10 protein-coding genes are annotated in these 12,252 nt (G+C 66.3%); 2 read left to right on the forward strand and 8 right to left on the reverse strand.

Going from position 1 to position 12,252, the window contains the following annotated elements:
* Window positions 1-17 precede the first annotated feature (17 nt).
* The 4 genes from recG to sciP form a co-directional block, all read right to left on the reverse strand.
* The gene (recG, locus tag G481_RS0102525; protein WP_028028599.1) at window positions 18-2,105 is read right to left on the reverse strand and encodes an ATP-dependent DNA helicase RecG; all 2,088 of its coding nucleotides are present in this window, start codon (window positions 2,103-2,105) and stop codon (window positions 18-20) included.
* Window positions 2,102-4,489: an NAD-dependent DNA ligase LigA gene (ligA, locus tag G481_RS0102530; protein WP_028028600.1), complete on the reverse strand. Its 2,388-nt coding sequence runs from the start codon at window positions 4,487-4,489 to the stop codon at window positions 2,102-2,104. The genes recG and ligA overlap by 4 nt, the downstream gene beginning before the upstream one ends.
* 56 nt (window positions 4,490-4,545) lie before the next feature.
* Window positions 4,546-5,256, reverse strand: coding sequence for a response regulator transcription factor CtrA (ctrA, locus tag G481_RS0102535; protein ID WP_028028601.1), 711 nt, complete (start codon window positions 5,254-5,256; stop codon window positions 4,546-4,548).
* A 94-nt stretch (window positions 5,257-5,350) separates the two neighbouring features.
* On the reverse strand, window positions 5,351-5,629 hold the full coding sequence (gene sciP, locus G481_RS0102540) for a CtrA inhibitor SciP (protein WP_028028602.1): 279 nt from the start codon (window positions 5,627-5,629) through the stop codon (window positions 5,351-5,353).
* Between the two features lie 119 nt (window positions 5,630-5,748).
* On the opposite strand from sciP, the gene mnmA reads away from it, so the two are divergent.
* Entirely contained in the window at window positions 5,749-6,888 is a 1,140-nt protein-coding gene (mnmA, locus tag G481_RS0102545) for a tRNA 2-thiouridine(34) synthase MnmA (protein WP_028028603.1), read from the forward strand.
* A gap of 40 nt (window positions 6,889-6,928) precedes the next feature.
* Window positions 6,929-8,113, forward strand: a complete 1,185-nt coding sequence (locus G481_RS0102550) for a cytochrome P450 (RefSeq protein WP_028028604.1) — start codon at window positions 6,929-6,931, stop codon at window positions 8,111-8,113.
* Between the two features lie 11 nt (window positions 8,114-8,124).
* Here the strand turns inward: G481_RS0102550 and G481_RS0102555 are convergent, their stop codons facing one another.
* The 4 genes from G481_RS0102555 to G481_RS0102570 all read right to left on the reverse strand — a co-directional run bounded on the left by G481_RS0102555 (window position 8,125) and on the right by G481_RS0102570 (window position 12,234).
* Window positions 8,125-9,192, reverse strand: a complete 1,068-nt coding sequence (locus G481_RS0102555) for an ornithine cyclodeaminase (RefSeq protein WP_035024799.1) — start codon at window positions 9,190-9,192, stop codon at window positions 8,125-8,127.
* A gap of 318 nt (window positions 9,193-9,510) precedes the next feature.
* Window positions 9,511-9,903, reverse strand: a complete 393-nt coding sequence (locus G481_RS0102560) for a F0F1 ATP synthase subunit epsilon (RefSeq protein ID WP_028028606.1) — start codon at window positions 9,901-9,903, stop codon at window positions 9,511-9,513.
* A 12-nt stretch (window positions 9,904-9,915) separates the two neighbouring features.
* On the reverse strand, window positions 9,916-11,343 hold the full coding sequence (atpD, locus tag G481_RS0102565) for a F0F1 ATP synthase subunit beta (RefSeq protein ID WP_028028607.1): 1,428 nt from the start codon (window positions 11,341-11,343) through the stop codon (window positions 9,916-9,918).
* Between the two features lie 21 nt (window positions 11,344-11,364).
* Window positions 11,365-12,234 carry a F0F1 ATP synthase subunit gamma gene (locus G481_RS0102570; protein ID WP_028028608.1) on the reverse strand — a complete coding sequence of 290 codons (870 nt, stop codon included), beginning with the start codon at window positions 12,232-12,234 and terminating at the stop codon, window positions 11,365-11,367.
* Window positions 12,235-12,252: the final 18 nt, after the last annotated feature.

A 12,252-nucleotide genomic window follows, 5' to 3' on the forward strand; every position in this document is an offset into this window, starting at 1 on the left:
AAAAAGGCAAAGACAGGTCAGCCGACGCCGATCAGCCGGATCGCCTTGTCCTGATCGAGCAGCCACAGCAGGAACCGCGCCGCCTGGCCGCGCGGGCTTTCGAGCCCGGGATCAGCGGCCAAGAGGGCGCGCGCATCGGATTGCGCGGTGGCCATCAGCCCGGCCTGACGTTCCGGATCGGCGGTGCGAAAGCGCGGCAGGCCCGATTGCGCCGTGCCGATCAGATCGCCGGCGCCGCGGATCGCCAGATCCTCTTCGGCGATGCGAAAGCCGTCTTCGGTGTCGCGCAAGATCTGCAGGCGCCGGCGGGCGGTTTCGCCCAAGGGCCCCTGATACATCATCAGACAGGTCGATTCGGCCGATCCGCGCCCGACGCGGCCCCGCAACTGGTGAAGCTGGGCCAGGCCAAAGCTTTCGGCGCGCTCGATCACCATGATCGAGGCATTGGGCACGTTCACCCCCACCTCGATCACCGTGGTGGCAACCAGAACCCGCGCCTCGCCCGCAACGAAGCGGGCCATGGCGGCATCCTTGTCGGCCGGCGGCATCTGGCCATGGACCAGCGCGACCACCCCCTCGCCAAGGGCCGCGCGCAGATGCACGAAGCGGTCCTGGGCGGCGGTCAGATCCACGGCCTCGGATTCCTCGACCAGCGGGCAGACCCAATAGGCCTGCCGCCCCTCGGCCACCGCGCGGGCAAGATGGGCGACCACCTCGTCGATGCGGGAATTGGGGATCAGCACGGTTTTCACCGGCGTTCGCCCGGGCGGCTTTTCGTCCAGCACCGAAATATCCATGTCGCCAAACTGCGCCAGTGCAAGGCTGCGCGGAATGGGCGTGGCCGTCATCACCAGCACATCGACTGCCTGCCCCTTGGCCCCCAGTTCCATCCGCTGGGCAACGCCGAACCGGTGCTGTTCGTCAATCACCGCAAGGCGCAGGTCGGCAAATTCGACATCCTTCTGAAAGACGGCATGGGTGCCGACCAGAATGCCGATCTCGCCGCTGGCCAGCGCCGCCAGCTTGGCCGCCCGTTCCGAGCCCTTGTCGCGGCCGGTCAGCAGTTCCAGCCGCACACCGGCCAGATCGGCCAGCGGTTTCAGACCATCCCAGTGCTGGCGGGCCAGGATTTCGGTGGGGGCCATCATCACGCCCTGCCCGCCTGCCTCGACCGCGATCAGCAGCGCAAGCAGGGCGACCAGCGTTTTTCCTGCGCCCACATCGCCCTGAAGCAGCCGGTTCATCCGCTGCGCCGCCGCCATGTCACCGGCGATTTCCGAAACCGCCCGGACCTGGGCGTTGGTCGGGCGATAGGGCAAGCCGGCCAGCACCTGCGCCTGAAGCCGCCCATGGCCGCGTGTCTGACGTCCCGGCTTGCGGCGCGCCTGGGCCCGGGCCAGTGCCAGCGTCAGTTGATGGGCAAAGAGTTCGTCATAGGCAAGGCGCTGGCGCGCAGGCGCGGTGGGCGCCAGATCCGCGATGCCTTGCGGCGCATGGACGGCGGCCACGGCGGCATTCCAGCCGGGCCAGCCCTCACGCGTCAGAAGATGCGGGTCGATCCATTCGGGGGCCTGTGGCAGGCGGGCCAGCGCGCCGTGCACCGCCTTGTGGATCAGCTTTTGCGTCAGCCCGGCGGCGGCGGGATAGACCGGCTCGAACTCGGGCAGATCGGCGCCTTCATCCGGGGGCAGGATATGGTCGGGGTGGACCATCTGGGCGATACCGTCGAACAGCTCGACCTTGCCCGAGATCAGGCGGCGCTGGCCGGATGGCAACTGCCTTTGCAGATATTCCCCGCGCTGATGAAAGAACACCAGCGGGAATTCGGTCAGCGCATCGCGCACCATCACCCGCGAGGCGCCCCCCTTGCGCCGCGCCGGGAAATGGGCGCCGACCTCGACCTCGACGGTCAGCACGCAAGGCGGCGTCACATCGCGGATCGACTCGCGGCGCCGCCGGTCCACCACCGAATGCGGCAGCAGGAAAATCAGATCGCGCGGGCGCGCAATATCAAGCCCCTGAAAGGCGCGGGCCGATTTCTCGCCCACACCTGGCAGGGTTTCCAGCCCTGCGAACAGCGGAAACAGGGACTCGGGCCGGCTCATCCGCCGATCATCTCCAGCCATTCGGCTTCGGTCAGGACGGTGATGCCAAGCTCAGCGGCCTTGGTGGCCTTGGACCCTGCGCCTGGACCGGCCACCAGATAATCGGTCTTGGCCGAGACCGACCCCGCCACCTTGGCCCCCAGCGATTCGGCGCGGGCCTTGGCCTCGGCCCGGGTCATCTGTTCGAGCGTTCCGGTAAAGACGACGGTCTTGCCGGTCACCGGGCTGGCGCTGGCGCGGGCCTCGGGGGGCTCGATCTCGGACAGCTGGGCCACCAGACGGTCGACGGCGGCGCGTTCGTGCCCGCCCTTGTCCAGCGTCGTGACCAGCGAGACCGCGAGCACGGCGCCCACCCCCTCGATCGCCAGAAGATCGTCCCAGGCGGCCCGGGCGCCGGGGGGCAGCGGCGTGGCGGACCAGACCCGATCGCGCGAGCGGGCAATTTCGGCCCGGCGGCCGGTCAGCGCGGCATCGGACCGTTCGGCCGATTCCGCCTCATCGGCCTCCAGATGGCGACGCGCGGCGGGCAAGGCGGCATCCACCGCCTCGGCCAGCGCGGGCCAGCTGCCGAAATGGCGGGCCAGATCCTTGGCTGCCACTTCGCCGACATGGCGGATGCCAAGGGCGAAGATCAGCCGCGCCAGCGGGATGCGGCGCCGCTCGTCGATGGCGGCGAACAGCTTGGCGGCCGATTGCTCGCCCCATCCCTTGACTTGGGCCAGCGGGCGGGTGGCCAGATGGCGCAGCGCGGTGACCAGATGGCCAGCGTTGCCCTCCTCGACCGGAATACCGGCGGCGCGCAGCATTTCGGCAAGGGCGGCATGGGCCTGCGTCCAGTGATCGCCCAGATGGCGACCGGGATCGGCAGCGATGGCGGCGTCCGATCCATCGCGGTCCTTCAGCAAGAAGATGTCGGCTGGCTCCGCCACCCGGCCAAGCGCATGGAAGAATTCCACCTGCTTGCTGCCCAGCCCTTCGATGTCAAAGGCCGAACGGCTGACGAAATGGCGCAGCTTTTCCACCGCCTGCGCCGGACAGACCAACCCGCCGGTGCAACGCCGGATAGAATCGCCCGCCTCGCGGATGGCGGGGCTGCCACATTCAGGGCAAGTTTCGGGGAAGGCGTAGGGCTGGCTTGCCTGCTCGCGGCGCGACAGGTCCACGTCGGCCACCTTGGGGATCACATCGCCCGCGCGGTAGACCTGCACCCAATCGCCGATGCGAATGTCCTTGCCGCCCCGGATCGGCGCGCCCTGGCTGTCGCGGCCGGCAATGTAGTCCTCGTTGTGGAGCGTCGCGTTCGACACCACCACACCGCCCACCGTCACCGGGGTCAGCCGCGCAACCGGCGACAGGGCGCCCGTGCGGCCGACCTGAATGTCGATCCCCTCCAGCCGCGTCCAGGCGGTTTCGGCCGGGAACTTGTGCGCAATCGCCCAGCGGGGCGTATTGGCGCGAAACCCAAGCCGCTGTTGCAGCGCCAGATCGTTGACCTTGTAGACCACGCCGTCGATATCATAGCCCAAGGTGGCGCGCTGCGCCTCGATCACGGCGTAATGGGCCAGCAAGGCATCTGGCGAATTGCACAGCACGGTCAAAGGGTTGGTCTGAAAGCCAAACGCGTGCAGCCGCTCGATGGCGCCCAGCTGGGTTTCCGAGAGCGGCGCGCTGAGCGCGCCCCAGGCATACGCAAAGAAGCGCAGCGGGCGGGCGGCGGTGATCGTGGCATCCAGCTGGCGCAGGCTGCCGGCGGCAGCATTGCGGGGGTTGGCAAAGGGCTTGTCGCCCCGCTCTTCCTGCGCGGCATTCAGCGCGGCGAAATCGGCGTGGCTCATGTAGACCTCGCCCCGCACCTCCAGAACCTCGGGGGCACCGATCAGCCGCTGGGGAATATCGGGGATGGTCAGGGCGTTGGCCGTGACATTTTCGCCCACCTCGCCATCGCCGCGGGTTGCGGCCTGCTCCAGAACGCCGTTCTCATAGCGCAGCGACAGGCTGAGCCCGTCGATCTTGGGCTCGGCCGTGAAGGCAGGGGCTGCGGGCAACGCCAGGAACTTGCGCACCCGATCGACGAAATCGCGCACCTCCTCGGCGTCGAACGCGTTTTCGAGGCTCAGCATCGGCACCTGATGGCGGACCTTGCCGAACCCTTCGGCCAGGGGGCCACCCACCTGCGCGGTCGGGCTGAGCGAATCGGCCAGTTCGGGGAACGCCTGTTCCAGCGCGGCCAGCCGGCGCTTCATCGCGTCATAGTCGGCATCGCTGATCGTTGGCGCATCGTCGCGGTGATAGGCGATGTTTGCCCCAGCGACCTTGCCGGCCAGATCGGCCCATTCCGCCGCAGCCTCGGTCTTCGTCATCTGTTCTGCCGGCTTTTCGCCCATGACACCCTCCGCAGCACTCGCCCCATTGTTTAGGGGCGCGCGCGCGATAAGGGAAGTCAGGCCGAGGCCGCGAGCCGGTCCCCCTCGCCCGTCACCGGATCGCGCAGCACATAGCCGCGGCCCCAGACGGTTTCGATATGGTTCTGGCCGCCCGTCGCCTCGGCCAGTTTCTTGCGCAACTTGCAGATGAACACATCGATGATCTTCAATTCCGGTTCATCCATGCCACCGTAAAGATGGTTGAGGAACATCTCCTTGGTCAGCGTCGTGCCCTTGCGCAGCGACAGCAGTTCCAGCATCTGATATTCCTTGCCGGTCAGATGGACGGTCTTGCCCTCGACATCGACGGTCTTGGCATCAAGGTTGACGCACACGCGCCCCGTGCGGATCACCGATTGCGAATGCCCCTTGGACCGGCGGATGATCGCATGAATGCGGGCCACCAGCTCTTCGCGGTGAAAGGGCTTGGTCAGGTAATCGTCTGCCCCAAAGCCGAAGCCCTTGATCTTGCTGTCGGTATCGTCGGCCCCGGACAGGATCAGGATGGGCGTGTCGACCCGCGCAATGCGCAGCTGACGCAGAACCTCGTGCCCGTTCATGTCGGGAAGGTTCAGATCCAGCAAGATCAGATCGTAATCGTAAAGCTTCGCAAGATCGATCCCTTCTTCCCCCAGATCGGTGCAATAGACATTGAGGTTGGCATGGGTCAGCATCAATTCGATGCTGCGGGAGGTCGTGGGATCGTCTTCGACCAGCAGGATGCGCATATGATGTCTCCGCTTTGGCAGCCGCGTCACGAACGACTTTCGCGAGCAATGGTTAATCGCAGGTTACCTTGGCAGAACATTTCCAGAATACAATCTAAAGTTGTCTGTATTTCTGCAACGTCGTGACCTTGAGCGCCTTTTCCCCGTGGGTCTGCACCGCGCTGCACCACAATTCGAATTCCTCATCCGACAGCGCATAGCGTTCCAGCGCCTCGTCGCGCGGAATCAGGCCATGAATCACCGCCTTGACCACAACGGCCTTGCGGCTGGCCACCCAGCGACGGGTATCGGGCGGTGGCAGATCGGCGCGCGACAGGATGCTGCCATCGGGCAAGGTAATCTGGCGCGGCCCCTCGACACGTTTGAGATACATCGGCATTCCCCTATCCTTGGCCTGCGATGCTGCGCGGACAGGCTTAAGGAGCGGTGAAGCAGGGGGTTGGAGAATGCGCAGCATTTTCCTATATCCCTTTGCATTCCGGGAGACCGACCATGCCGCGTGATGTGCCCCCCAACTCGCTGGGCCTGCCCAAAGCCCCTGCCGATACCCGCGTCGTCGTGGCGATGTCGGGCGGCGTCGATTCCTCGGTCGTCGCGGCCATGCTGGCCGAAGAGGGCTATGATGTCGTCGGCGTGACCCTGCAGCTTTATGACCATGGCGCTGCACTGGCGAAAAAGGGCGCCTGCTGCGCGGGGCGTGACATTCACGATGCGCGCCGCGTGGCCGAGACGATGGGGTTCCCCCATTATGTGCTGGACTACGAGAACACCTTTCGCGAGGCGGTGATCGAGGAATTCGCCGATGCCTATCTGGCCGGCGCGACCCCGGTGCCCTGCATCCGCTGCAATGAACGGGTGAAGTTCAAGGACCTGCTGAATACCGCGCGCGAGCTGGATGCCGATTGCATGGCGACCGGCCATTACATCCAGCGCAAGATGGGCGCGGCGGGGCCCGAGCTGCATTGTGCGGCCGATGCGAACCGCGACCAGAGCTATTTCCTGTTCTCGACCACACCGGAGCAGCTGGATTACCTGCGCTTTCCGCTGGGGCATCTGAAATCCAAGGCGGAAACCAGGGCGCTGGCGGCGAAATACGGGCTGCCGGTGGCCGACAAGCCGGACAGTCAGGACATCTGTTTCGTGCCGAACGGCAATTATGCCAGCGTGATCGAAAAGCTGCGCCCTGGTGCGGCCGATCCGGGGCAGATCGTCGACATGGACGGCACCCCCTTGGGCGAACATCGCGGGGTGATCCATTACACGATCGGGCAACGCAAGGGGCTGGGCATCGGCGGGCTGGCCGAGCCGCTCTATGTCGTGCGGCTGGACCCGGACACCCGCCGCGTCATCGTCGGCCCCAAAGAGGCGCTGTCCACCCGCACCGTCCCGGTGCGCGAGGTGAACTGGCTGGGCGATGAACCGCTGTCGTCGCGGCCCGAATGGGAGGTGGCGGTCAAGGTCCGCTCGACCCGCCCGCCGCGGCCCGCAATCATCCGCCCCCTCTCGGACACCGAGGCCGAGGTAGAGCTGTTCACCCCCGAAGATGGCGTCAGCGCCGGGCAGGCCTGTGTGTTCTATGCCCCGGACAGCAGCCGCGTGCTGGGTGGCGGCTGGATCTGGCGGGGGCGCTGATCTGCGCCTATCCTGCGGCGACGACCAGCCGCAGGACACCATGCAACGCCTTTCCCAATCGCCCGCCGATCCGGCCTTTGTGCAGGATCCTTACGCCTTTTATGACCGCGCCCGCGCCTTTGGCCCGATCTTCTGGTGGGAGGATTATGACATGCCCGCCGCCGTCAGCCACGCGGCGGTGAATGCCATCCTGCGCGACCGCCGCTTTGGCCGCGAGGAACCGGCCGAACAGCGCCAGCCCATCCCCGACCGGCTGGCCCCGTTCTACGCCGTCGAGGCCCATTCCATGCTGGAGCTGGAGCCGCCCCGCCATACAAGGCTGCGCAGCCTGGTGCTGCGCGCCTTCACCTCGCGCCGGATTGCCGCGCTGGGGCCAGACATCACGGCGCTGGCGCAAGAGCTGGCCGCTGCCCTGCCGCGCGATGCCCCCTTCGATCTGCTGACCGGCTTTGCCCAGCCGCTGCCGGTGCGCATCATTGCCCGCCTGCTGGGGGTGCCCGAGACGATGGCCCCCGATCTGCTGCGCTGGTCGAATGCCATGGTCGGCATGTATCAGGCGGCCCGCACCCCGGCGATGGAAGAGGCCGCCGTGACGGCCGCCCAAGACTTTTCCGACTTTCTGCGCGCCTATGTCGTCGAGCGCCGCGCCAAGCCGGCCGACGATCTGATCACCCATCTGATCGCCGCCGAGACCGAGGGCGAGCGGCTGTCCACCGACGAGCTGATCACCACCTGCATCCTGTTGCTCAACGCCGGGCACGAAGCCACGGTTCACACCCTTGGCAACGGGGTCAAGGCGCTGCTGCAGCACAAGACCGGCCCCGAGGCGCTGGCCCCCGACCGGATCGGCGCCACGGTCGAGGAGATCCTGCGCTGGGATCCGCCGCTGCACCTGTTCACCCGCTGGGCCTATGAGGACATCGAGGTGATGGGCCACAGCTTCCGGCGCGGTGATCAGGTGGCCTGCCTTCTGGGCGCGGCCAACCGCGACCCGCGCCTTTACGATGCGCCGCAAAAGTTCAAGCCGGCCCGCGCCGATCAGGGCAATCTGTCCTTTGGCGCCGGGCTGCATTTCTGTGTTGGCGCACCGCTGGCCCGGCTGGAGTTGCAGATCGCCCTGCCCGTGCTGTTTGCCGCCCTGCCCGGCCTGCATCTGTCAGGCAAGCCGCGCTATGCCAATGTCTATCATTTCCATGGGCTTGAACGGCTGATGGTGCGCGCCTGACGATCAGGCGCTCAGACCCCGGCGCGGCACAACATGCCATACAGATCGCGCGGCTCGTCCGGGTCGGCAATCATGTCCAGCATCTGCGCAAGCCCCGTCCCGTTGATGCGCTTGTGCAGCCACATCAGCGCGCTGAAATCCTCGATGGCAAAGCCGACGCCATCGAACAGCGTGATCTGCACCGCATCGGTCCGGCCCGGCGCCTGCCCGGTGATCACCTGCCACAGCTCGGTCACCGGGTGATCGGGGGCAAGCTGCTGGATCTCGCCCTCGATCCGGGTCTGGGGCGGGTATTCGACAAAGATCGACGCCCGCTGCAAGATCGCCGGCGCAAGTTCCGTCTTGCCCGGGCAATCCCCGCCAATCGCGTTCAGATGCACCCCGGCCCCGACCATATTGTCGGTCAGGATCGTCGCATGGGCCTTGTCGGCAGTGCAGGTGGTCACGATCTGCGCGCCTTCAATGGCCGCTTCCGCGCTGCGGCACGGCGTCACCACCAGCCCACAGCCCGCAAGATTGGCCGCACAGCGGGCTGTCGCGGCCGGGTCAATGTCCCACAGCCGCACCTCGTCGATGCCGCAAACCGCCTTGAACGCCAGCGCCTGGAATTCGGACTGCGCCCCATTGCCGATCATCGCCATCACCCGCGCGCCCTTGGGCGCCAGATGCCGCGCCGCCATGGCCGAGGTCGCCGCAGTGCGCAGCGCGGTCAACAGCGTCATCTCGCTCAGCAGCACGGGATAGCCGGTCGCCACCTCGGCCAGCACGCCAAAGGCCGTGACCGTCTGCAGGCCGCGCGCCGGATTGGCCGGATGGCCGTTGACATATTTGAACCCGTAGAAATCGCCATCCGACGCGGGCATCAGCTCGATCACCCCCACCTGCGAATGCGAGGCCACACGCGGCGTCTTGTCAAAGGCCGGCCAGCGGCGGAAATCGGCCTCGACCGCATCGGCCAGTTCAGCCAGCACGGTTTCAACCCCGATCCGGTTGACCAGCCGCATCATGGCAGAGACGCTGACAAACGGGATCAGCGCCAGGGCGGACGGTGCGGGGGCAGTGGCAAGGGCGGCGGACATCATGGGCTCCTGGATTGGCGATCTGCCCAATATGCCCTTCATTCCGCCCGATCTGGAGCTGCAAAGCGTAGCGAAATCAGGCAGACTGCCCAGCTTGCCCGCACTGCGGCGACATCTTTGCCACCCTTTGGCGCGCGGCGCGAAACCGCCTCGCTCGGCCCGCCCTCTTCATCTTTCGACAAATACCCTGGGGGGAGGTCGCGGCACGCGACCCGGGGGGCAAGGCCCCCCGTCCTTCGCAGCCGCCAGACGCATCGGCCCCATGCAAAAGCCCCCGCGCCACGACTGGCACAGGGGCTTTCGCAATGTCTTGTCCGATCAGGCGCCGACAGCAGCCTTCAGCGCGACCATGTCAGCCACGAACTTGTCGGCCGTGGCCCGGTCGGTTGCGCTTGCCGCACGCTTTTGCGCGTCGGCGATCAGCGCATCCAGCACCGGGGCGGTTGCCTCGGCCAGCGGGATCGCCTGCTCGGCCAGCACCGACACCGACGAGGCCGTGATCTCGGCAAAGCCGCCGGTCACCGCATAGGCCTGGGTGCCGCTGGCGGAAACCGCCTTCAGCACGCCGGGCCGCAGCGTGGTGATGGTGGGGGTGTGCCCCTCCATCGCCGTCAGGTCGCCTTCGGCGCCGGGGATCTGCACCTCGGACGCGGCGACGGAAGCAAGCTTCCGTTCCGGCGACACAAGGTCGAATTGCACCGTGTTGGCCATGGGCTACTCTCCTCAGGCCGCGGCGGCCAGCTTCTCGGCTTTGGCGATCACCTCGTCGATGTCGCCGACCATGTAGAAGGCGGCTTCCGGCAGGTGGTCATATTCGCCGTTCACAACCGCCTTGAACGAGGCGATGGTTTTCTCCAGCGGAACCTGCACACCGTCCGAGCCGGTGAACACTTTCGCCACGTCGAACGGCTGCGACAGGAAGCGCTGGATCTTCCGGGCGCGGGCCACGGTCAGCTTGTCCTCTTCGCTCAGTTCGTCCATGCCAAGGATGGCGATGATGTCCTGCAGCGACTTGTAGCGCTGAAGGATCCCCTGCACCTGACGGGCGACGTTGTAGTGCTCTTCGCCGATGACCGCCGGGTCCAGCAGACGCGAGGTCGAGTCGAGCGGGTCCACGGCCGGATAGATGCCGAGTTCCGAGATCGCACGCGACAGAACCGTGGTGGCGTCGAGGTGGGCGAACGAGGTCGCCGGCGCCGGGTCGGTAAGGTCGTCGGCCGGAACGTAGATCGCCTGCACCGAGGTGATCGAGCCGTTCTTGGTCGAGGTGATGCGTTCCTGCAGCGCGCCCATGTCGGTCGCCAGCGTCGGCTGATAGCCCACGGCCGAAGGAATACGGCCCAGCAGAGCCGACACTTCGGAACCTGCCTGGGTGAAGCGGAAGATGTTGTCCACGAAGAACAGCACGTCCGTGCCCGACTGGTCGCGGAACTGTTCGGCCAGCGTCAGGCCGGTCAGCGCCACGCGGGCACGCGCCCCCGGAGGCTCGTTCATCTGGCCATAGACCAGCGCCACTTTCGAGGCCGAGAGGTCGTCAACCTTGATAACGCCCGACTCGATCATCTCGTGGTAGAGGTCGTTCCCTTCACGGGTCCGCTCGCCAACGCCCGCGAACACCGAGTAGCCCGAGTGCACTTTCGCGATATTGTTGATCAGTTCCATGATCAGAACCGTCTTGCCCACGCCGGCGCCGCCGAAGAGGCCGATCTTGCCGCCCTTGGCATAGGGGGCCAGCAGGTCGATGACCTTGATGCCGGTCACCAGAACCTGCGATTCCGTCGACTGCGACGCGAAATCCGGGGCCTTCTGGTGGATGGCGCGGGTTTCGGTCGCTTCGACCGGGCCCTTTTCGTCCACCGGCTCGCCGATGACGTTCAGGATGCGGCCCAGGGTCGCGTCGCCCACCGGCACCGAGATCGGCGCGCCGGTATCAGCCACCGGGGCGCCGCGCACGAGGCCCTCGGTCGCGTCCATGGCGATGGTGCGGACGGTGTTTTCGCCAAGGTGCTGGGCGACTTCAAGCACCAGCTTCTTGCCGTTGTTTTCGGTTTCCAGCGCGTTCAGAATCGCGGGCAGAGCGCCATCGAACTGCACGTCGACGACGGCGCCGATGACCTGGGTCACCTTGCCGTTAGCCTTCGCTTTAGCCATTGTCTATCTCCGTTCAGGTCGTCAGAGCGCCTCGGCGCCCGAGATGATTTCGATGAGTTCCTTGGTGATCGCGGCCTGACGGCTCCGGTTGTACTGGATCGTCAGCTTGTTGATCATGTCACCCGCGTTGCGCGTCGCGTTGTCCATGGCGGACATCCGCGCACCCTGTTCCGAGGCGCCGTTTTCCAGCAGAGCCGTGAAGATCTGCGTGGCAACGCCGCGCGGCAGCAGGTCGGCAAGGATCGCCTCTTCCGTGGGTTCGTAATCGTAAAGCGCATTGGTCTGCGCCCCGGATTCGAACTTGGCCGGAATGATCTGCTGCGCGGTCGGAATCTGGCTGATCACCGATTGGAAGCGGTTGAAGAAGATGGTGGCAACGTCGAACTCGCCAGCGTCGAAGCGATCCAGCACGTTCTGCGCGATGCCATGGGCATCGGCATAGCCAAGCTTTTTCACTTCGCTCAGGTCGACATGGCCGACGAAATACGCCGACATGTCGCGCTTGAGCTGCTCGCGCCCCTTCTTGCCCACGGTGAGGATCTTCACCGTCTTGCCAGCATGCAGCAGGCGTTGGGCATGGGCGCGGGCAAGCCGCACGATCGTCGAGTTGAAGCCGCCGCACAGGCCGCGTTCCGCCGTCATGACCACCAGCAGGTGGACCTGGTCGGAACCCGTCCCGGCCAGAAGGCGCGGTGCGCCTTCCGAGCCGCCAACCGAGGCCGCAAGACCGGCCATCACGGCGGTCATGCGTTCGGCATAGGGGCGGGCGGCCTCTGCCGCGTCCTGCGCCCGGCGCAGTTTCGCGGCAGCAACCATCTGCATCGCCTTCGTGATCTTCCGCGTGTTCTTCACGCTTCCGATACGGTTCTTAAGGTCCTTAAGGCTGGGCATGTCCCTATCCTTTCAGGC

It is taken from the genome of Gemmobacter nectariphilus DSM 15620, from assembly GCF_000429765.1.
In the GTDB taxonomy this organism is placed as follows: Bacteria; Pseudomonadota; Alphaproteobacteria; order Rhodobacterales; family Rhodobacteraceae; genus Wagnerdoeblera; species Wagnerdoeblera nectariphila.

Bases quoted from the DNA above. Each gene is read 5' to 3' on its own strand.
- recG (WP_028028599.1), bottom strand. From the start codon at position 2,105: ATGAGCCGGCCCGAGTCCCTGTTTCCGCTGTTCGCAGGGCTGGAAACC.
- ligA (WP_028028600.1), bottom strand. From the start codon at position 4,489: ATGGGCGAAAAGCCGGCAGAACAGATGACGAAGACCGAGGCTGCGGCG.
- ctrA (WP_028028601.1), bottom strand. From the start codon at position 5,256: ATGCGCATCCTGCTGGTCGAAGACGATCCCACGACCTCCCGCAGCATC.
- sciP (WP_028028602.1), bottom strand. From the start codon at position 5,629: ATGTATCTCAAACGTGTCGAGGGGCCGCGCCAGATTACCTTGCCCGAT.
- mnmA (WP_028028603.1), top strand. From the start codon at position 5,749: ATGCCGCGTGATGTGCCCCCCAACTCGCTGGGCCTGCCCAAAGCCCCT.
- G481_RS0102550 (WP_028028604.1), top strand. From the start codon at position 6,929: ATGCAACGCCTTTCCCAATCGCCCGCCGATCCGGCCTTTGTGCAGGAT.
- G481_RS0102555 (WP_035024799.1), bottom strand. From the start codon at position 9,192: ATGTCCGCCGCCCTTGCCACTGCCCCCGCACCGTCCGCCCTGGCGCTG.
- G481_RS0102560 (WP_028028606.1), bottom strand. From the start codon at position 9,903: ATGGCCAACACGGTGCAATTCGACCTTGTGTCGCCGGAACGGAAGCTT.
- atpD (WP_028028607.1), bottom strand. From the start codon at position 11,343: ATGGCTAAAGCGAAGGCTAACGGCAAGGTGACCCAGGTCATCGGCGCC.
- G481_RS0102570 (WP_028028608.1), bottom strand. From the start codon at position 12,234: ATGCCCAGCCTTAAGGACCTTAAGAACCGTATCGGAAGCGTGAAGAAC.